General features: G+C 37.3%; 17 protein-coding genes. 13 read left to right on the top strand and 4 right to left on the bottom strand.

The genetic code is table 11. The features are described from left to right. Window positions 1-43: 43 nt before the first annotated feature. Entirely contained in the window at window positions 44-787 is a 744-nt protein-coding gene (locus AC6CH1_RS16910) for a DUF4230 domain-containing protein (protein ID WP_427713653.1), read from the top strand. A gap of 329 nt (window positions 788-1116) precedes the next feature. Then, window positions 1117-2385 (top strand): OFA family MFS transporter, encoded by a 1269-nt coding sequence (locus AC6CH1_RS16905; protein ID WP_498318568.1) that lies wholly within the window; start codon window positions 1117-1119, stop codon window positions 2383-2385. A gap of 117 nt (window positions 2386-2502) precedes the next feature. On the opposite strand, the gene AC6CH1_RS16900 is transcribed toward AC6CH1_RS16905, so the two are convergent. Further along, window positions 2503-6345, bottom strand: a complete 3843-nt coding sequence (locus tag AC6CH1_RS16900) for a S8 family serine peptidase (RefSeq protein WP_498318566.1) — start codon at window positions 6343-6345, stop codon at window positions 2503-2505. Between the two features lie 350 nt (window positions 6346-6695). Between AC6CH1_RS16900 and AC6CH1_RS16895 the strand changes: the two genes are divergently transcribed. Beyond that, window positions 6696-6920 (top strand): hypothetical protein, encoded by a 225-nt coding sequence (locus tag AC6CH1_RS16895; RefSeq protein WP_251690973.1) that lies wholly within the window; start codon window positions 6696-6698, stop codon window positions 6918-6920. Window positions 6921-7043: 123 nt separating this feature from the next. On the opposite strand, the gene AC6CH1_RS16890 is transcribed toward AC6CH1_RS16895, so the two are convergent. Then, complete coding sequence (locus AC6CH1_RS16890) at window positions 7044-7631, bottom strand: hypothetical protein (RefSeq protein WP_427713662.1); 588 nt, start codon at window positions 7629-7631, stop codon at window positions 7044-7046. Window positions 7632-7987: 356 nt separating this feature from the next. On the opposite strand from AC6CH1_RS16890, the gene AC6CH1_RS16885 reads away from it, so the two are divergent. The 8 genes from AC6CH1_RS16885 (at window position 7988) to AC6CH1_RS16850 (ending at window position 15165) form a co-directional block, all read left to right on the top strand. Further along, the gene (locus AC6CH1_RS16885; RefSeq protein ID WP_251690968.1) at window positions 7988-8410 is read left to right on the top strand and encodes an organic hydroperoxide resistance protein; all 423 of its coding nucleotides are present in this window, start codon (window positions 7988-7990) and stop codon (window positions 8408-8410) included. A 383-nt stretch (window positions 8411-8793) separates the two neighbouring features. Continuing rightward, the gene (locus AC6CH1_RS16880; protein ID WP_251690966.1) at window positions 8794-10002 is read left to right on the top strand and encodes a glycosyltransferase; all 1209 of its coding nucleotides are present in this window, start codon (window positions 8794-8796) and stop codon (window positions 10000-10002) included. Beyond that, entirely contained in the window at window positions 9968-10711 is a 744-nt protein-coding gene (locus tag AC6CH1_RS16875) for an HAD-IIB family hydrolase (RefSeq protein ID WP_498318565.1), read from the top strand. The genes AC6CH1_RS16880 and AC6CH1_RS16875 overlap by 35 nt, the downstream gene beginning before the upstream one ends. 163 nt (window positions 10712-10874) lie before the next feature. Beyond that, window positions 10875-11216, top strand: coding sequence for a CotD family spore coat protein (locus AC6CH1_RS16870; RefSeq protein ID WP_251690962.1), 342 nt, complete (start codon window positions 10875-10877; stop codon window positions 11214-11216). A 173-nt stretch (window positions 11217-11389) separates the two neighbouring features. After that, window positions 11390-12472, top strand: a complete 1083-nt coding sequence (locus tag AC6CH1_RS16865) for a type III polyketide synthase (RefSeq protein WP_498318604.1) — start codon at window positions 11390-11392, stop codon at window positions 12470-12472. A gap of 1 nt (window position 12473) precedes the next feature. Further along, on the top strand, window positions 12474-13016 hold the full coding sequence (locus AC6CH1_RS16860) for an isoprenylcysteine carboxyl methyltransferase family protein (protein WP_427713776.1): 543 nt from the start codon (window positions 12474-12476) through the stop codon (window positions 13014-13016). A 200-nt stretch (window positions 13017-13216) separates the two neighbouring features. Beyond that, entirely contained in the window at window positions 13217-14356 is a 1140-nt protein-coding gene (locus tag AC6CH1_RS16855) for a zinc-dependent alcohol dehydrogenase (RefSeq protein ID WP_427713670.1), read from the top strand. A 167-nt stretch (window positions 14357-14523) separates the two neighbouring features. Beyond that, window positions 14524-15165 (top strand): peptidylprolyl isomerase, encoded by a 642-nt coding sequence (locus AC6CH1_RS16850; protein ID WP_498318564.1) that lies wholly within the window; start codon window positions 14524-14526, stop codon window positions 15163-15165. Between the two features lie 25 nt (window positions 15166-15190). Here AC6CH1_RS16850 and AC6CH1_RS16845 read toward each other — a convergent pair whose 3' ends face one another. Then, entirely contained in the window at window positions 15191-15943 is a 753-nt protein-coding gene (locus AC6CH1_RS16845) for a DUF2268 domain-containing putative Zn-dependent protease (protein WP_498318562.1), read from the bottom strand. A gap of 100 nt (window positions 15944-16043) precedes the next feature. On the opposite strand from AC6CH1_RS16845, the gene AC6CH1_RS16840 reads away from it, so the two are divergent. Next, window positions 16044-16289, top strand: a complete 246-nt coding sequence (locus AC6CH1_RS16840) for a hypothetical protein (protein ID WP_251690952.1) — start codon at window positions 16044-16046, stop codon at window positions 16287-16289. A 53-nt stretch (window positions 16290-16342) separates the two neighbouring features. On the opposite strand, the gene AC6CH1_RS16835 is transcribed toward AC6CH1_RS16840, so the two are convergent. Further along, window positions 16343-17188 (bottom strand): DegV family protein, encoded by an 846-nt coding sequence (locus AC6CH1_RS16835; RefSeq protein ID WP_498318561.1) that lies wholly within the window; start codon window positions 17186-17188, stop codon window positions 16343-16345. Window positions 17189-17711: 523 nt separating this feature from the next. Here AC6CH1_RS16835 and mqo point away from each other — a divergent pair. Continuing rightward, window positions 17712-19196, top strand: a complete 1485-nt coding sequence (mqo, locus tag AC6CH1_RS16830) for a malate dehydrogenase (quinone) (RefSeq protein WP_498318559.1) — start codon at window positions 17712-17714, stop codon at window positions 19194-19196. The last annotated feature ends 53 nt before the right edge of the window (window positions 19197-19249 follow it).

Below are 19249 nucleotides of genomic sequence, written 5' to 3'. Positions count from 1 at the left end.
TAATTTAATTTTCCTCAATAACATCAAGGAGGGGGAAGACGCCATGAGTAAAAAAGATGAAGCATTAACACAAATTGAACAAGTATTGCAGGAGTTGAAAAAGGGTGAGGAAGAAAGTGCTGCCACCGCGGTTATAGGTCAACGCAGTGGAAACACCAATATTTCCGGAGCAATATTCAAGGTTATATTTAAATTTTGGGGATTTAAGATTTTATTAATTGCATTGCTTCTTATCCTTTTCACATTTGGGGGTACTTGGTTATTTTTCGGTAATACATTTAAAAAAGAAAGTACAGTATTTGTAGAACAGGTTCAAGAATTAGCAATGCTTGCAACAGCAGAAGCACATATGAAAGTAATCATTGAGCAAGAGGATAATAAATTGTTTGGAAATGATATTTCAGTTAATTTACCAGGTACAAAAAGAGAGTTATTATTAATAGTCCCTGCTACAGTCATTGCCGGCGTTAATCTTAAAGAAGTGACATCGGATGATATTAAAATCAATGAAGATGACAAAGAGTTAGAGATCGCCCTGCCCCGAGCAACTTTTATACAGGATCCTGCTATTCAGATGGAAGATGTCAAAACTTTTTCAGATGAAGGGTTATTCCGTGGGGAAGTGAAATGGGATGAGGGATTTGACCTGGCAACGGAAGCGCAGGAAAAGATCAAAGATGAGGCCATTGAAATAGGTTTGTTGGAATCAGCAGAAAAAAGTGCCGAGAAAGTTCTCGCAGGTTTTTACAGAAATTTAGGCTATACTGTGAAAGTAACATTTAAATAGATTTTAAATGTATCCGTCAAATAAGAAGGTATATTTTGCTACTTCAAAACAGTCTAATTACTATGATTAGGCTGTTTTTATTTGCTTATGTACAGAGTAATTTGAATAACTTATGAAACTTTTCTATAAATAAAAAAATTATATTAAAATTATTATTCATTTATTATGAATATTATTATATAATCACTTTGATAATGTTCGTGAAAATAAAATATTTAATCTATAAATTACTAATTATTAATAATAATGTAGTTAATATACGAACTTTACTTGTTTATTTTTAATTAAAGTTCGTGTTTTGGATTAAATGAATAATGAGGAGTTTTAAAGTGGGGAAGTTTGAAAACAAGTGGATGCGTGCGGTCATTCCAGCTTTATTGATTCACTGTAGTATTGGTACTGTTTATTGCTGGTCGTTGTTTAAGGGAGATATTGCCTCTTATATCGGAAAACCGGTCAGTGAAGTGGAATGGGCATTCAGTATCGCTATTTTTGTTCTTGGTATGTCTGCGACTTTTGGAGGGAAATTTGTTGAAAAGGATATTCATAAGTCATCCTTGCTTGCGGCAATATTCTTTGTTGCAGGGATGGCAGCAACAGGTTTCTTTATTTATCAAAAATCATTGATCGGTATTTATATTTCTTATGGAGTTGTGATGGGGATTGGCCTTGGAATTGGCTATTTAACGCCTGTAAAAACACTGATGCTTTGGTTTAAAGAACAAAAGGGATTGGCAACGGGTCTTGCTGTTGCGGGCTTTGGCTTAGCAAAAGTTATTGCAAGTCCTTTAATGGAAAAGTTACTCGGTAATCGAAATAGTGAAGGGATTTTAGTAAACCCTACAAATATCTATACAATGTTTTATATTTTAGCAGTGATTTATTTAGTAATGATGGTTGTCGGACACTTAATTTTAAAGAAACCGGCTGGACATGAAGAAGAAAGTATTGGAATGCATAGCTTTAGTTATAGAGAAGTATTGACGAATAAAACGTTTATCGGTATTTGGCTAATGTTCTATATTAATATTACATGTGGGTTAGCCTTAATCTCACAAGAAAAAGGTATTTTAGCTTTCATTGGATTTGGAGCGATTGGTTTAGTTAGTTCGCTCACGGCAATTTTCAATGCAGGTGGGCGAATTGCATTTTCTGCATGGGGGGATCGTTTAAAAGATCGTAACTCCATTTATAAAATTATTTTTATTTCTTCTATTAGCATTATTTTATGTACCGTTGTATTTGATGGTATAAATAATTCTATGGCAATTCTTATCATTGCCTTACTTTGTATTGTAAATGCAGGTTACGGGGGAGGATTCTCATCTTTACCGCCGCTATTATCAGACCGATTTGGTATCGATAGTATTTCAACTGTGCATGGTTTAGCTTTATCTGCCTGGGCATTTGCAGGTTTGACGGGTAATCAGCTAAGTGCAATTATTCTGGAAAAGACACAATCTTATGACATGGTATTATACGTAATTGCAGCATTGTTCACAATTGCGACTTTAATTAGTATCTTCGTTGTTAAGCCTGAAAAAGTGAACTTGGAAAATAAAGAGTTTAATAAGAAAAAAGAAATAGTAATCGGATAAGTTTTGAAAGGGTGCTTTGATAAAAGGCATCCTTTTTCTTAAGGATAAAAAAAGGCTAAGTTTAAGCTCCATCGGGGGATGAAGTTTTAAACTTAGCAATACTAGCTATAAGATTAATTAAATTTCATATTCTGTAACTTCATTATTATTTTTAGGACCATTGCCATTGCCGTTGCCATTGCCGTTGCCATTGCCATTGCCGTTGCCGTTGCCATTGCCATTGCCGTTGCCGTTGCCATTGCCATTGCCGTTGCCATTGCCATTGCCATTGCCGTTGCCGTTGCCATTGCCATTGCCGTTGCCATTGCCATTGCCATTGCCATTGCCATTACCAGGCTTTACAACATTGACATCGAACGTAAGAGTATGTTCACCATATGTTACTGTAACAGAAGTAGTACCTTGGCCTTTTCCTTTTACAGTGCCTTCTTTTACAGTAGCAATCTTACCGTTTTCTACTTGGTAGTTTGCAAGTTTTGTAACATCTTTTTCTGTTGTTTCACCATTTAAAGTTGTTACTTCAGTAATTTTAACCGTAACTTCCTTACCGACTCTTGTCTCAACTTGAGCTTGGTCGACTTCCAGAGTTACAACTGGTTGTTCCACTACAGGAGCTTTAACTGTAACCGTTACTGTAGCTTCATTTTCACCATGTGATACAGTAATTGTCGTTTTGCCTTCTGCTCCTGCAGTTACTAAACCATTTACAACTGTAGCAACATTCTCATCTGCCACAATATAAGCAGCTTTTGAAGTTACGTCTTCTTCTGTTGCATCACCTTCAGCAGGTGTCGTTGTTTCTGTAACCGCAAGCTGTGCAGTTTCTCCAGCTGTCAGGTCCAGTTCAGTCGGATTTACAGAAAGCGTTACAACAGGTTCTACTACTTCTTTTTCAAAGATAATCGCTTCTCCAACATTACCAGCAGCATCTGTAATAACTACTGTTACAGCATTTGTTTCTGCTGTTACCGGGAAATTGAAGCTGCCGTCCTGATTTAAATCGAATGCAACTGGTGCTTGTACTTCGCCGTTTACAGTCGCAACATATGAAGCTTTTAATTTGTCATTTAAGTTGTAGTCTAAACCGTATAAATACAATTCTTCATTGTAGTCGATGTATTTATCAGTTACTTGTCCTGATACTACACCCTCAGCTTCTGAACCTGTAATTTCAGGTTTTGTCGTTTTTACAACAATCGGTCCTACATAATCCGAAACTACTCCTGTAGCTGCAAGACCAGTAAAGTCAATTGTATATAGACCATCCGGAATCGTAGTTGAAGGCGCACTGCCCCAAGGTTTATACTGCCCGCCAACATTCAGCGTATAAGAGCCTTTACCTAATGCGGTACCTGAATGCAGATAACCGATGTAGCCGTCCCCATATTCTCCGCCTTCAGGATTCATAATATCCCAAAGCTCGATATAGTTCGTTGTAACATCACCAGTTAATGTGAATGAAAGTACACCAGAGTCTTTAATACCGTCCCCGTTAAATGACAGGTCTGTTTCTGTAATGTTGAAATCTTTAATTTCAGTTGCTGCCGCGCTGCCGAAATCAGCCGCGAATGGCAATGAAGCTTCTGTAGATCCACCATTAATGTGGATAAAACCTAAAATTTCAGAGCCGTTTGGTGCTACAGCTTGTGAAGCAGTTAGTGTAATGTTTAAAAGCTGCTCTCCAGCTAAAGTAAATGTTGGCTGATCCACTGTAACAGCAGCATCGCCAAATGTTTTATTCACATCTACGGATACGTTGTAATTACCGCCGTTTCCTTTAATGTCTTTTACTAATACTTGTTTCGTTACAGAAATGTTACCGTCTTTCAATGATTGAGGACCAAAAGTAACCGTCCCTTTTTTGTTTTCTACAATTTCACCATTGCCGTCTAAAACTGCTGTATCAAGTGCATATGCAAGAATATCAGGGTGAGCTGCCGCATAAGCATTTACCCGTCCAGCACCTTGAGAGAACACATCATATTTTGCTGTATCCAATACTTTTGCTGTATTTGAAAGTGCCACTTTTACATCGAACGCATCCCAATCAGGATTTGCCTGTTTTACTAAAGCTACGATACCAGCAATATGCGGTGTTGCCATAGATGTTCCTGTTTTACGAGCATATGCTTCATCGTAAACTGCATCAGGGAAGTCCGATTTATACATAGGAATCGTTGACATAATATTTGTTCCAGGCGCTGTTACGTCCGGTTTAATATCAAAGTTTGGTGTTGAAGGTCCACGTGAACTGGAAGAGTTTACATCATCTCCAGTTGTTGTAGTTGAAGCAAATTTACCAAAGCTTACTTTTCCAGTTCCACCAGCCAATGCAGCACGGATTGCAGCGCCGTCCGTTACAGACATATCAAATGTTGGCAGGAACTCAAATGAATCACCAAGGAATGTGCCTGAAATGTTCGGTGCATTCGATCCACCGGCAAAGTTATGGATAATTGTAGCTACTGCACCATTTGCTTTTGCATTTGCAATTTTATCAACAAAAGCGATACTTCCGCGTGAAATTAATGCCACTTTACCTTCAACATCAATTCCTTCAAAATCTTTCATTTCCCCATTTCCAGGAATCGCAACTAAATCAAACTCACCTTGAAGCTGTGTTGATAAGTTTTTACCAAAAGTTGTTCCCATTAAAGGAAGCTGTTTTGTAAAGTTATAGTCGCCTACTGTAATGTTCACTTCTCCGTTATACATTGTTTCCGGATTTGTTGTGTTACCGACTGCAATTCCTAAGCGGGCAGTTGCAGGTGTGCCCATTGTTCCACGGTTTGGACCTGAGTTACCTGTTGCAACGACTCCGATTGTTCCAGCCATCATTGCGTTATTGATAGCGAATGATCCTGCATCCGTTTCAGTGTTAGCACCACCGCCAAGTGAAAGGTTAATAACATCCATTTCTTCTAAAACAGCTGTTTCAATTGCTTTAACAATACCTGATGTCGCACCGCTTCCGTATGCTCCAAGAACACGGTAAGCATAAAGGTCTACTTTTGGAGCAATCCCTTTAATACCGAATTCGTTAGCGCCAATTGCCGCAATTGTCCCGGCAACATGCGTACCATGAGAAGTATAGAACGAGCTTCCGTTTGCATTAAATTCAGGTGTTCCTGCCGGACGCTCTGAAGGTAAAGTTTCCGATGCATCGTCATCTGCACGAGGTTTAGTGTAGGTTGAAGAGTTAGGAATAAAGTTTTTTCCGCCTTTATAAATGTCAGCAAATTCAGGGTGGTCTGCATCAATACCTGTATCAAGTACTGCCACTTTTACCCCTTGTCCTTCAATTCCTTCTTTCCAAAGCTTTTCGATACCAAGGAAAGAAACACTTGTATTCATTTGTGCTTCCACTGGCACATCTTTAATAAGTTCTGAAGGTTTTTTTGATTTTAGTGATTTTGTTGTAATCTCTTCTGATGCGTATACCGTTGCATCCGGTTCAATCAAAGTGATTCCCTCTACTGAAAGCAGTTTTGGAATGTCATTTGCTTTAATTGTTGCGGCAAATCCGTTTAGTACCGTATCAAAAGTGTATCCTTGTGTCATTTGCACCTGTTTGGCAGTTAATTCTTTTTTAACCTTCGCCTGTTGTGCTTTTATATTTGAACGTACTTCATTTGCGCGGGCATTAGAAAACTTTTTGCCTTTAACTTGGCTGATTCCTTGCTCCAATGCTACCGGTTTTTCTGATAAATGAACGATGACTGCAACCTCTTGATTGCCTGAAATATTTTGCAGGCTTTCATGAAGGGTTGGCCCATCTTTAGATAAGCTAAGCTGTTCAGCAATCGCTGCTTTTAGCTCTATGATGCTTTCACTTTGCCCATCCTGCTTGAATGGTTTTGATTCTTCAGCACTTGCAGTCGAGAATGGAACTAATAATGAGAGCAACATAACAAAAGCTAGAATACTGCTAAAGAATCTCGTAAACTTAAACTTTTTCAATTCTCATTTCCCCTTTGTATTAAATTTTCGCACTATTCAGTTTAATGCGGTATTACCAATTTATCACAATGGAATTTATCCGAATATCGAAATTTCTATTTTTTTCAAAAGATTGATAAATAGTATTAGTTTGTAAGAAATAGGATAAATCTATCTTCCTAATCATTTAGTAAAATAGTAGAACTTTCTTATGAGAATAAGTAATTTGGAGGACCTAATTCACTAATAAGGGAAATGAGATTGTATATATCTTTAATAAAAGGAGTTAATAGTGGTTAAACTTTTTAATGAAAAGTTTAAAGTTGAAAAAACTCTTATACTTTTCAAATAAAAATCAATGGAGGATGGCTATGTCAAATATGAATTTTAAACGCAACAATGCAAAAGTAAGAGGAGAGCAAAGTGCGAATAAGCTAGAAGTAAATCAAAATCGTAAAAACTCCCAGCAAGAAGAGTTTGTATCAGAACTTGATTTTATTTTTAATGCAGCTCCAGCAAAAGAGAACAACGTTTCCCCAACAAGAAATAAAACAGGCATGAACGAGCCTGAAAGTGAACGGACTGCCTGGAACTAATTTATATTTGACATCTATTCAGCACATTGAGGTAAGAACTAAGGCTTAGGCCTTGGTTCTTTTTTCTGACCGGAACGGTTATATCATTTAACAGTTGGTTCGGAAATTAAATTGCTGATCGGATTAGTCATTATTATCCTTATTCACCTTCTTTTCATTTTCTTCAATCTCTTTCATGTATTCCTGATATTCTTTCTCCACATCTGATGTTGAGGGGAGAATGTGTTCTTTTGACGAGTCGATCCGTTGTCCATGGCGAATCATTTTATAAATTATCATCCCGTTATTTGGTTTTCCGTTAAACGTAGTCATCGGAACCGCATCGAATAATACATAATAAAATGCATAAAAAACAAAGCGATCCCAAAATGTTTTATATTCTTCAATTACCCCGTTGGCAATTAGAAAATTGATTGTAAGACCGAATACAAGATTGATTAAAATCGGTCCGGAATAAATAGTAATATAGGCAAATTTATTTTCATGCTTTAATCTGTCATACGAAAACCAGCTATAAAAATGATAGTATCTGCGAACATCGAACATACCAAACTTAAAAACTCTACGTCCAGATCCAATCGTTACTCTTGGCTCAATGACTCCGAACAGCCAGCTGACAATTACGTAACCCATCTCCCGAAGAAATACGACAGCAGGCAAAATAATAAATGCAGAAATGACTAATGAAATGAGATCGGATATGCCAAACATATTACTATCCCCTCCCAACGAATACTTGTAAGTTGATACCCCTCATCAACATTTCAAAACATAAGCAATTGCTCAATTACCTACACTTGCATTGATTTCACTACAGCTGTTGTTACGAAAAAAACAATATATAAAAATAGTAAATAGAAGGGCTTAATGACACAACTTCCGCCTGTCAGCCACAGCCTCCAATCAGCTCTTCCCAGCAAATAGATCGACCGGTAAAAACTTTTAAATGAATAATTTATTGCTTTCTAATAATGAATTTAACAATTAATTAACATAAAACACTTTTGAAAAAAGGGGAAAACGGGTAAAGGTATGTTGTATCTAAAATTGAAAGGTGTGGAAGTGGAATGTCTGAAAAATTATTTACTGCTATTGCAACTGCTTCAGGAGGACGTGAAGGGAAAGTACAGTCGGATGATGGGGTAATAAAATTTGAAACAGCAATGCCAGGTACACCGCGAGCGAAAAAAATTGAAAATGCAACCAATCCGGAACAATTATTTGCTTCAGGGTATGCTGCTTGTTTTGATAGTGCCCTTCAATTAACTGCAAGTAAGGCCCGTGTTAAATTTACATCTGAAGTTACAGCTAACGTCAGCTTATTAAAAGATGAACAAGATCAAGGATTTAAACTTGGTGTTGTGCTTCAGGTGAAAGGGACAGATATAGAGCGCGAACAATTAGAAGAGCTGGTGCATAAAGCGCATGAAGTATGTCCTTATTCAAAAGCAACAAGAGGCAATATTGAGGTCACGCTTGAAGTTATTTAAATAAGCCTTTACTGATATATGACTGCTGCAAAATAGGCAATTTAAACTAATTTTAATTTTTTTCTATGATAGTAAAGTTTCATATTTACTATTTTTTAGAATATTTTGTTTAATTGTTATTATATGGGGTACGTATTAATCGAGCCTATTTTATAAAAATATTTAAATCAATACCCTTAATCTCTCTTCTATTATTTGCTAGGTAGTGTGAGGGTGTTTGAATCAATCGAGAATAAAGAACAGCTTAAGAAGTTATAAATTCTACCTAGCTAATGAAGAGTAATTTATTAAAAGTTACCATCATTTCAATAAAAATCAGCAAGACAGCAGTAAAGTTTTACAGCTATGATTTGCTGCTTAAGAACGAAAGGATGAGATTTCATTTGAGAAAGATATTATTTATTTCTGATCATGGCGACCCTTTAATTCCGCTTGGAAGTAAACAAGCAGGTGGACAAAACAACTATGTAAAACATTTAGCCCTGCAGCTTGACGGTCTTGGTTACAGTGTTGATATTGTTACACATTGGAGTGACGAGCAAAAGCCAGCTGTTGAACAGTTGGGTGAGCGTAGTAAAGTTTACCGCTTTGCAGGTGGTCAAAAAGGCTTTGTTGATAAGCGGCAGATGTTTACTTTACTTCCTCGTTTATATGAAGAAATGACAGAAGGACTGGATATTAGCAGTTATGATGTTGTTCATACCCATTACTGGTTGTCAGGAGTACTTGCATATAATCTGCAGAAAGAATATTCATTTTACTGGTGCCACACAAATCATTCCCTTGCAATTGCAAAAGAGCAAGGTACAGGGTTTATAGAAAGTAAGCGTAAGCACTTTGAGAAACTGATTATGGAACAAGCGGATGTAGTTATTGCTACTACTCCAAATGAAAAGAAGCAGATTGAAGTTTTTACAAAGAAAAAAAGCGCGGTATCCGTTGTGCCGGTAGGAGTTTCACCAGTGTATCTGGCATCTACCGAAGAAGAGAAACAAATTTCATTTCCGTACTATTTTTATGCCGGCCGTTTAGAAACGTCAAAAGGGATTTTTGATCTTTTAAAAGGATTCAGACAGATGCTGGAAATGCATGAAGTCCCTGATAACGTGAAGTTGCTTATTGCAGGTGGATGTCCGGAATCAGTTGATGTAAAGAACTATTGCCCTATAAGCGAACCGCTAAAGGAAGCAATCAAAGGAATGGAAGATCGAGTGTTATTCCTTGGCCCCAAAAAAGAAAAACAGTTAAAGAGTCTTTATTCAGGTGCATTAGCAACTATTATGCCTTCACATTATGAATCGTTTGGTATGGTAGCTGCAGAAGCACAGGCTTGTGGTTGTCCTGTAATTGCGACACATGTAGGTGGACTAAAAGATGTCGTTAAATCCGGAGTGACAGGTCTTCATGTACCTAAAGCTAATGTGCAAGAACTAAGCGATAGCATGGCGTATTTCTTAAAGAGCTCGCCTAAATTATTAAAAATGCGTCGTGATGCAAAACAATATGCGTTAAAAGAATTTAACTGGTCTCTTATTTCCCGCAAAGTAAAGGAGCTGTATGAACGAAAAAATGCTTACATTTCCTTACCTTAAACCTCGTGTTTTAGCAACTGATTTAGATAATACGATTGTTAGTGAAAAGGTTCCGCATACTGAATTGTGGGAAACGCTGGCACTTGAAAACACATCTCTTATATATATTACAGGAAGATATAGACAGTCCGCGATTGATTTAATCGAACGTGAACAACTGCCAAAACCGGACATTTTAATATGTGATGTTGGAGCTTCGATTTACCTTGGTCCCTCATATGAGCTTGATCAGGAATGGGCAGGCAACATTAAGCAGGAAGACTTTGAACAGGTAAAAACGATAGCAAAATCCATCGACATTGCCAGACAGCCAATAGATACACCATGGCGATTGGCCTATTTTGCAAGTAAAACGCAAGTTCAAATACTTAAGCAAGCAATCAAGCAACATAATTTAGCAGTTGATCTTATTTTCAGCAGTGAAAGAGATGTAGATATTTTGCCTGCAAATATTAATAAAGGTGCTGCTCTGAAATATGTACTTAACAAATGTCAGTATGATGGGGAGGTTGTTGTAGCCGGAGATTCCGAAAATGATCTCAGTCTTTTCAATCTCGGTTATCCTGCGATTGCAGTTGGAAATGCATGTGACGCAATATTGGCATTATCGGAAAATGAGCATATCCATTATGCAAAAGGACATGCATCAGCCGGTGTAAAAGAAATATGGGAAAAACTTTCCACGCCACTATCACAAAAGATTCAATAGGTTTTTACTAGACAATTACTTTCCCGACGTTACTTCACTATTTTTATAGATAACTGCATAATTTTTAAAATTTGTTTCTTAACAATAGGCAAGTAAATAGGTTATTCCGAATTCCTTTCATAAGTTAGTAGAGATACATCAAGATGAAGGAAGGAGGATAAAATTGGCTAATAGAAACTGGTTTAATTCATTTAATGATGAAAGAGGTCAATCGTTTTTCAATAATGCACAGCAATTGCCAACGCAAACAGGACCAACTCAATATGCATCACCGCAAATTTCACCAACGAGACAATATGTTCAAAGAAACGTATCAAACACGGTGGTACCACATGTACATCCATCACATTTAACAACGGTCAACCAACATTATATTAACAACCAACACTATTTCCCTCATACTCAATCTGTTGTGAATGAGTGTTTCGAAACTAATACGATGTGTGGAACACCGTTTAGACCACATGGCGGCGGATGTGGTTGTTCAAAACGAAGAGGCTGGTAAGTCATTTTTCAATCGTTATGGCTAATGTTAATAAAAATGATAGTAGCACCGTCCAGTTAATGGATAGTGCTATTATTCATGGGCAAAAACACAAAATTTCCAGCTATTTCAGTATATTTTTTGGGCTTTATCAATACATTGAAAGAAAATAACTCATATAAGGAGAAATTACTATTCCAAAAATCGCTTCAGTAAGTACTCATACACCGCCTTTCACATTAGCTCAGACGAACATTGAGCAATTGACGAAAGAGCTTTTCCAACATAAAATTCCAAAGTTAGAACGGTTATTAAAAGTTTTTGAGAATGGTGAAATAAAGACACGTAATTTATGTGTTTCACCGGACTGGTATCGCGAAGACCATACATTTGAAGAGCGCAATGAACTCTATATAAAACTGGCTACCGAATATAGTGTTGAAGTTATAAAAAAGTGTTTAACAAACCGATCCTTTTTACAACAAGATCTATCTACCGAAGACATAGATGCCATTATATTTATTAGTAGTACAGGCATTTCTACGCCAAGCATTGATGCTCGCGTTATGAATATTCTTCCCTTTTCCAATGAAATAGTTAGAATCCCAATATGGGGGCTAGGCTGTGCAGGGGGAGCGGCAGGTATTAGTAGGGCGTATGACTATTGCAAAGCACATCCTAACGCAAAGGTGCTTGTCGTGTGTGTTGAGCTATGCAGTCTTACATTCCAGAAAGATGATTATTCTAAAAGTAATCTTGTAGGCACTTCATTATTTGCTGATGGAGCTGCTTGTGCCCTTGTATGCGGCGATGAAGTTGAGCTAGAGCAAAATGTACCGGTGCCATATATTAAGGGGCGTGGCTCAAAGTGGATGCCGGATTCTGAAGATGTTATGGGCTGGGATGTAAAGAATAGTGGTTTGCACGTTGTATTTTCAAAGAGCATTCCAGTCATTATTTCAAAGTGGCTTGGATCGTTTATTTATGAATTTTTAAATAAGCATGATGTATCTCCTGAGCAAATTGAGAATTTTGTAGCACATCCTGGTGGAAAAAAAGTGTTACAAGCTTATGAGGAAACATTGAATTTAACAACGGAACATACAGATGTTTCACGTGAAATATTGAAAAAAAATGGAAATATGTCTTCTCCGACAGTTCTGTATGTTTTGGAACAATTTATGTTAAATGAAAATAGAGCGGATACTTTAGGGCTATTGGTTGCGTTAGGGCCTGGTTTTAGCGGAGAAGTAGTATTATTGGAATGGAGGGAGTAAGCTGGTTTTTTATATTGTACTAGCTTTTGTAATTATTCAAAGATTAGTAGAGCTGGTTGTAGCAAAGAGAAATGAAAAATTAATGCTTGCTAAAGGAGCATATGAAGTAGGTGCTTCTCATTATCCATTCATGATATTACTGCATACGAGCTTTTTTGTAAGCCTCCTTATTGAAGTAGTATTTTTCAGTGAACAATTTACACCGCATTATATTTGGCTCGTTTTATTTTTATTGTTGCAGATGTTAAGGGTTTGGTGTCTAGTTTCATTAGGATCTTTCTGGAATACGAAAATTATTATTTTACCGGGAGCAAATGTAGTAGCGAAGGGGCCGTATTCTTTTATCCGTCACCCAAATTATTTAGTTGTATGTTTAGAAATTGCTGTACTGCCTCTTATGTTTCAGGCATACTTTACAGCTATTTGTTTCACCATTTTAAATTTCATTATCCTGTCTATTCGCATTCCGATGGAGGAAAAAGCGCTAAAAGAAGGGACAGACTATACAGCTTATTTGCAACGAAATAATGTTAAACAGCCGTAATATAAAGGGCACTAATCCAATTTGAACTGCTCCCCAATTGTTAGACACACCTAACAATTGGGGAGCAGTTTTTTTCTGTCCGTCGATCGGCTAAGCAATAGTTGGTTTTATGTATATTTTTTGTGCTGGGGGGTATATAACCTACAGAATTACTTTACCGAAGTTTAATTCTAATACTTTATCCAACAGGAGGGGTCTTTTTGAAAGCAGTAACGTATCAAGGTGCCAAAAAAGTAGAAGTAAAAGAAGTTCCGGATGCAAAAATTGAAAAGCCAGATGACATTATTGTACGTATTACCTCAACGGCAATTTGTGGGTCAGATCTCCATATTTACCGCGGGGCAATGCCAGCAAGGGAGGATTTTGTAATTGGACATGAACCAATGGGAATCGTGGAAGAAGTCGGACCTGACGTAACGAAAGTTAAAAAAGGGGATCGTGTTGTAATTCCTTTTAATGTCGCTTGTGGCGAATGCTTTTATTGTCAAAATCAGTTGGAAAGCCAATGCGATAATGCAAACGAAAATCCGGCGATTGATTCGGGTGCATACTTTGGATTTACTGAGCGCTACGGTGACTTCCCGGGCGGACAAGCGGAATATTTACGTGTACCGTACGGGAACTTCATACCATTTAAAGTACCAGACAACTGTGAACTAGAAGATGAGGCATTACTGTTTATATCTGATGTATTGCCGACTGCCTATTGGAGTGTAGAAAATGCGGGGGTTAAAAAAGGCGATACGGTCATTGTGCTAGGTTCAGGACCAATCGGCTTAATGGTACAGAAATTTGCATGGATGAAAGGTGCGAAGCGTGTAATGGTAGTAGACCCTTTAAGCTATCGTTTAGAGCATGCGAAACGCACAAACAATGTAGAAATATTTAATTTCGATGATTTTGATGATGTAGGTAATCATCTACATGAAATTACCCATGGCGGAGCGGATGTAGTTATTGACTGTGTGGGTATGGACGGGAAAATGTCTCTTGTAGAAAAGGCACAGCAAAAGCTGAAACTTCAGGGGGGGACACTGAGCGCAATTGATGTTGGTATAAAATCGGTTCGAAAGTTTGGTACCATCCAGCTGACAGGTGTGTACGGTTCATTATACAATATGTTCCCGCTAGGCAATATTTTTGAGCGTAATGTAACCGTGAAAATGGGTCAGGCACCAGCGATTCATTACAGTCAAATGCTTTATGATATGGTTGCTGAAGGGAAGATTGATCCAACTGAAATCATTACCCATAAAGTACCGCTATCTGAGGCAAGTGAAGCTTATAAGAAATTCCATGATCATGAAGATCAGAGTATTAAATTTATTTTAAAACCATAGTATTTCCTTTCCTGTGGAATTTGAATAATAACGTTCTCTACAACACCTAAAACATTGCAGTTGCAATGGATTAGGTGTTTTTTATTGAAAACACTGCTTCCAATTGATGCTCTTATTTATACTTCCGTAGTATGATGGAATTATGTTGGAAAAGGAGATGAATTTGAGTGAAGAAGTTTTATCAAATAGTTTTATTTACAGTGCTAATCGTCATTTTAGCTGCATGTGGTAAGGAAACGGCGGAAAACGAAGAACAGGAAACCACTGTAAATTATGCTGAAAAAGTTACAGAAAATCCAATTGTTACGATCACAATGGAAAATGATGAAAAGATCGTTATTGAGCTAGAGCCAAAAACAGCTCCTAATACAGTGGCCAATTTTATCTCCCTTGTAGAAGATGGGTTTTATGATGGACTAATTTTCCATCGTGTCATTCCCGGTTTCATGATACAAGGTGGAGACCCGGATGGTACAGGTATGGGTGGACCTGACTATGCAATTAAAGGAGAATTTACCTCAAACGGATTTGAAAATACGTTAACACACGAGCGAGGTGTAATCTCGATGGCTCGTTCCCAAGATCCGGACTCGGCAGGCTCACAATTCTTTATAATGACGGAGCAAGCAACGCATTTGGATGGTGACTATGCAGCATTCGGCAAGGTAACTGAAGGAATGGAAACAGTTGATGAGATTGTTGCTGCTGAACGCGCGAAAAATGATAAACCGCTGGAAGATCAAAAGATAAAAACAGTTGAAGTTGACACGAAAGGCTTTGAATATCCGGAGCCAGTCGTTCAAAAATAATATGTAAGGGAGTAACCGTAAATAATTATTCGGTTACTCCCTTTTTCCATCCTGCACCTTCTAATAAATAAAGTGAAGGCATAGAGAGCAGTTGTTTTACATCATAAGGACCTTTCTTTTGTAAAAAGGCTTCAACTAATCGATACCCGGTACAATACCCAATCCAAGGGGGTAAATTTAATGCCGAGTCCCCGAATAAAAAGGCTTGATGTTCATGCAAACCTGACACATGCAATGCTTGGGTGAAATGAGTATCCCAATAATTTAATACTTCCTCCATGGAATACCGTTTCGTCCATGAACTTAATGCATACTCTCCATATAAGCTTTCCACCGCATGCTCGGCCAGTCCCTCCATAAGCAATGAGTCAAGTAATGTAGGGGGTTCTATTAAAAACCTGCGCCTGCAAATATGATGATATTCATGGGTAAACAGTGCATGAAGTTCTTTTATTGTGACGCGAGGGGATACATACAAACAAATGCCATAAGGGTAGGCAACACCATTTTTTACAAATCCGTTTTTTATTGGCAAAATGGCAACAGGGATATCCGGACCGTTCCATAAAAGTATTAATTCCTCTAAAAGTCTTTTTGATATTTGCCAAACATCCAATGTTAAGCGGAGTTCCTCATGTTGAAGCAGCCCCTGCTGTAAAAGTTCAAATTGAACGGCCTCAGGTGGAAATCGAGGGAAAATGGATTGGATGATTGGATAGGCTGCCAGCTCACGATGCTCCGTTTTTTCAAACAATAATTTTGTATCCAGAATGGGCATAATTTTCTCCTTTTTCTTAGTGTATGAATTAGACGAAGCGCTCGTATGTGCGAATTGCTTGAACATATAGTAGAAAAAAGTAAGGAAAGGAGTGAAATAGATGCATCCAAAAGAGGCGTATGATTTATGCTGCAAATATCAGGGGAAGCGGGTAAGGATTACAGATAATCAAGGTAATCTGCATGTAGGTAGGATTACACAAGTCGATAATCGCCAAGTATGGATTATGCCCGATAGAAATGGTTATGGTATTGGATTTTGGGGCTTTGGCGGGGCTGGATTTGGTTATGGCATTGCTTTAGGAGCGATTACCGGTATTGCACTTGCAGGGCTTTTTTTCTTTTAAGTAAAAAAAGCTGTCTAGAAAGTAATTTTCTAGGCAGCTTTTACAATGTATACTTATTGTCCCGTAAAGAAAATAGCAATTGTTCCTCGACCGACATGTGCACCGATTACCGCACCAATTGTTGTGGTTTCAATTGCTTTCGGGTGTAATGAGTCTGCAATTGCGGCTTTTATTTCTAGCATTAATTCCTCATCATTACTGTGGGAAATACCGACAACTTTATTCGAAAAGTCTCCTCCACGTTCTTTCATAAGGGCAATCATACGTTGCGTAGCCTTTTTAAATCCACGTGTTTTTTCTATTGGTACAAGCTTGCCATCATCCATATTTAAAATAGGCTTAATATTAAGTAATCCACCCATAAAAGCACTCGCTTTTGAAACACGGCCACCTTTTGCTAAGTGGTTTAAATCGCCTACTGTAAACAGATGTTCCATTGAATTGGCCATTGTTGTAAGTTTTTCAACGGCTTCATTAAACTCAATACCAAATTTATTTAAACGTACGGCTTCTTTTACTACTAAGCCTTGACCATAGGAAGCACATTTCGTATCAATAACTTCTAATTTCAAGTTCGGATAACTTTCCAATACTTGATTTTTTGCCAAAATTGCTGTTTGGCATGTACCAGACAGTTCTGATGAAAAGGCAATATAAACTCCTTCTTCACCGGATTTTGCTAGTTCCTCAAAAGCGTTAATAAATACTTCTAATGAAACTTGTGATGTTTTAAGTTGCTCACCTTCAGCAATTGCCGCGTATACTTGGTCAGTTGTGATGCCAATAATGTCATCATACTCAACACCCTTCACTAATACGCGTAACGGAAAAAGATGTACTTCTTCATTATCAAAAAATGATTTCGGTAAGTCAGAACCACTATCCGTATAAATTTTCATAAACATCCCCCTTATCTCACTCAGATTTGATTTTAGTTTTAATTTAAATTATGAACTATTTACATTTGTCATGTATTTCTTATGATAACTGTACTTATAATATAGTTTATGCAAAGAGCGATGCCTACTATTCTTACAAAATATTGCCGATATTTCAAGTTGATATTAATAGAAATTCCATTTAATGAAAAGTATAGGCTTCTCATTGTAGCATAACTTAAAATAGACGAAATAGTTAGAAAAAAGTTGTTAGAAAATAAAGAAAACATAAATAAATGATTTTAAGCTTCTGCAAAATATGCTCATAAATGTTTTACCTTTGCTCGCTAAGGACAACCTTTTCACTTGCTGGCGAAGTCGCAGTTTGTATATATTTTAATCTTTTCACAATTGTGTTACACTACAATAAGGTAATAAATGATATAGAATCAATGGAATCGTCTCCTATATAGGGTTGTCGATAATAGAATAGAGCGCTTACATTATTCTAAAAATCTTAATATATATGTAAGGGAAGGTAAAAATGAGTAACAAGCATATCAAATCAGACGTTATCTTAATTGGTGCCGGAATTATGAGTGCTACTTTAGGTACAATGCTTAAAGAATTAGCACCGGATTGGAAAATCAAAGTATTTGAGAACTTAGCTAAAGCTGGTGAAGAAAGCTCTCACGAATTAAACAATGCCGGAACTGGGCATGCCGCTTTATGTGAGCTTAACTACACAAGCGAGAAAAAAGACGGAACAATCGATATTACTAAAGCGATTAACGTTAACACACAATTCCAAGATTCACTACAATTTTGGACACACTTAGTTAACACAAAGCAAATCGAGAAACCGGAAGAATTCATTATGCCACTGCCACATATGAGTATGGTACAAGGTGCTAGCAATGTCGAGTATCTTAAAAAGCGTCATGCAGCAATGACAGCGAACCCATTATTCGAAGGTATGGAATTCTCAGATGATCCTGAAACACTTAAACAATGGATTCCTTTAATTATGAATGAACGTACTTCAAGTGAACCAATTGCTGCAACAAAAATCGATTCTGGTACGGATGTTAACTTTGGGGCGTTAACTCGTACGTTAATCTCGAACTTACAAAAGCAAGATGTGGATGTAAACTACAACCATAATGTTTTAGATGTTAAACGTTTAAAAGATGGTTCTTGGGAAGTAAAAGTTCATAACAAAGAAAACAGTAAAGTTGAATATCACACTGCGAAGTTTGTATTCCTTGGAGCTGGTGGTGGTAGCCTTGAGTTACTACAAAAATCTGGTATCCCTGAATCAAAACATATCGGTGGATTCCCGATCTCTGGTTTATTCTTAGTTTGTAACAATGAAGAAGTAGTGAACCAACACCATGCGAAAGTATATGGTAAAGCAGCGGTTGGTGCACCACCGATGTCAGTACCACACTTGGATACTCGTTATATCGATGGTAAAAAATCATTATTATTCGGACCATTTGCAGGCTTCTCTCCGAAGTTCTTAAAAACAGGTTCAAATATGGATTTATTTGCATCAATCAAACCACATAACTTATTGACACTACTTGCTTGTGGTGTGAAAGAAATGTCATTGAGCAAATATCTAGTTTCTCAATTAGTTCTTTCAAAAGAAGCACGTATGGAGGAATTACGTCAATTCATTCCTACTGCTAAGTCAGATGACTGGGAAATCAGTGTTGCAGGTCAACGTGTTCAAGTTATTAAAGACACAGACGCTGGTAAAGGTACATTACAATTCGGTACTGAAGTTGTAACTGCACACGACGGTTCTATTGCAGCATTACTTGGTGCATCTCCAGGTGCTTCTACAGCTGTATCTGTTATGTTAAAAGTAATCAACCAATGCTTCCCAGAAGAAATGAAAGCTTGGGAACCTAAGATTAAGGAAATGATTCCTTCTTACGGTGAAAACTTAGTTGAAAATACAGAACTTCTAAAAGAAGTGCATGAAACAACAACGAAAGCTTTAGGTTTAAACAAAGCATAATTGTTAATAGGAAGAACCTTTAATCATTGTCGGATTAAAGGTTCTTTTTTTAA

The organism is Solibacillus sp. GQ1 (genome assembly GCF_059758555.1).
Note: the sequence above shows the minus strand (reverse complement) of the source record. Positions and strands in the feature narration are given on the sequence as shown.

Bases quoted from the DNA above. Each gene is read 5' to 3' on its own strand.
- AC6CH1_RS16910 (WP_427713653.1), top strand. From the start codon at position 44: ATGAGTAAAAAAGATGAAGCATTAACACAAATTGAACAAGTATTGCAG.
- AC6CH1_RS16895 (WP_251690973.1), top strand. From the start codon at position 6,696: ATGTCAAATATGAATTTTAAACGCAACAATGCAAAAGTAAGAGGAGAG.
- AC6CH1_RS16890 (WP_427713662.1), bottom strand. From the start codon at position 7,631: ATGTTTGGCATATCCGATCTCATTTCATTAGTCATTTCTGCATTTATT.
- AC6CH1_RS16885 (WP_251690968.1), top strand. From the start codon at position 7,988: ATGTCTGAAAAATTATTTACTGCTATTGCAACTGCTTCAGGAGGACGT.
- AC6CH1_RS16875 (WP_498318565.1), top strand. From the start codon at position 9,968: ATGAACGAAAAAATGCTTACATTTCCTTACCTTAAACCTCGTGTTTTA.
- AC6CH1_RS16845 (WP_498318562.1), bottom strand. From the start codon at position 15,943: ATGCCCATTCTGGATACAAAATTATTGTTTGAAAAAACGGAGCATCGT.
- AC6CH1_RS16840 (WP_251690952.1), top strand. From the start codon at position 16,044: ATGCATCCAAAAGAGGCGTATGATTTATGCTGCAAATATCAGGGGAAG.
- AC6CH1_RS16835 (WP_498318561.1), bottom strand. From the start codon at position 17,188: ATGAAAATTTATACGGATAGTGGTTCTGACTTACCGAAATCATTTTTT.
- mqo (WP_498318559.1), top strand. From the start codon at position 17,712: ATGAGTAACAAGCATATCAAATCAGACGTTATCTTAATTGGTGCCGGA.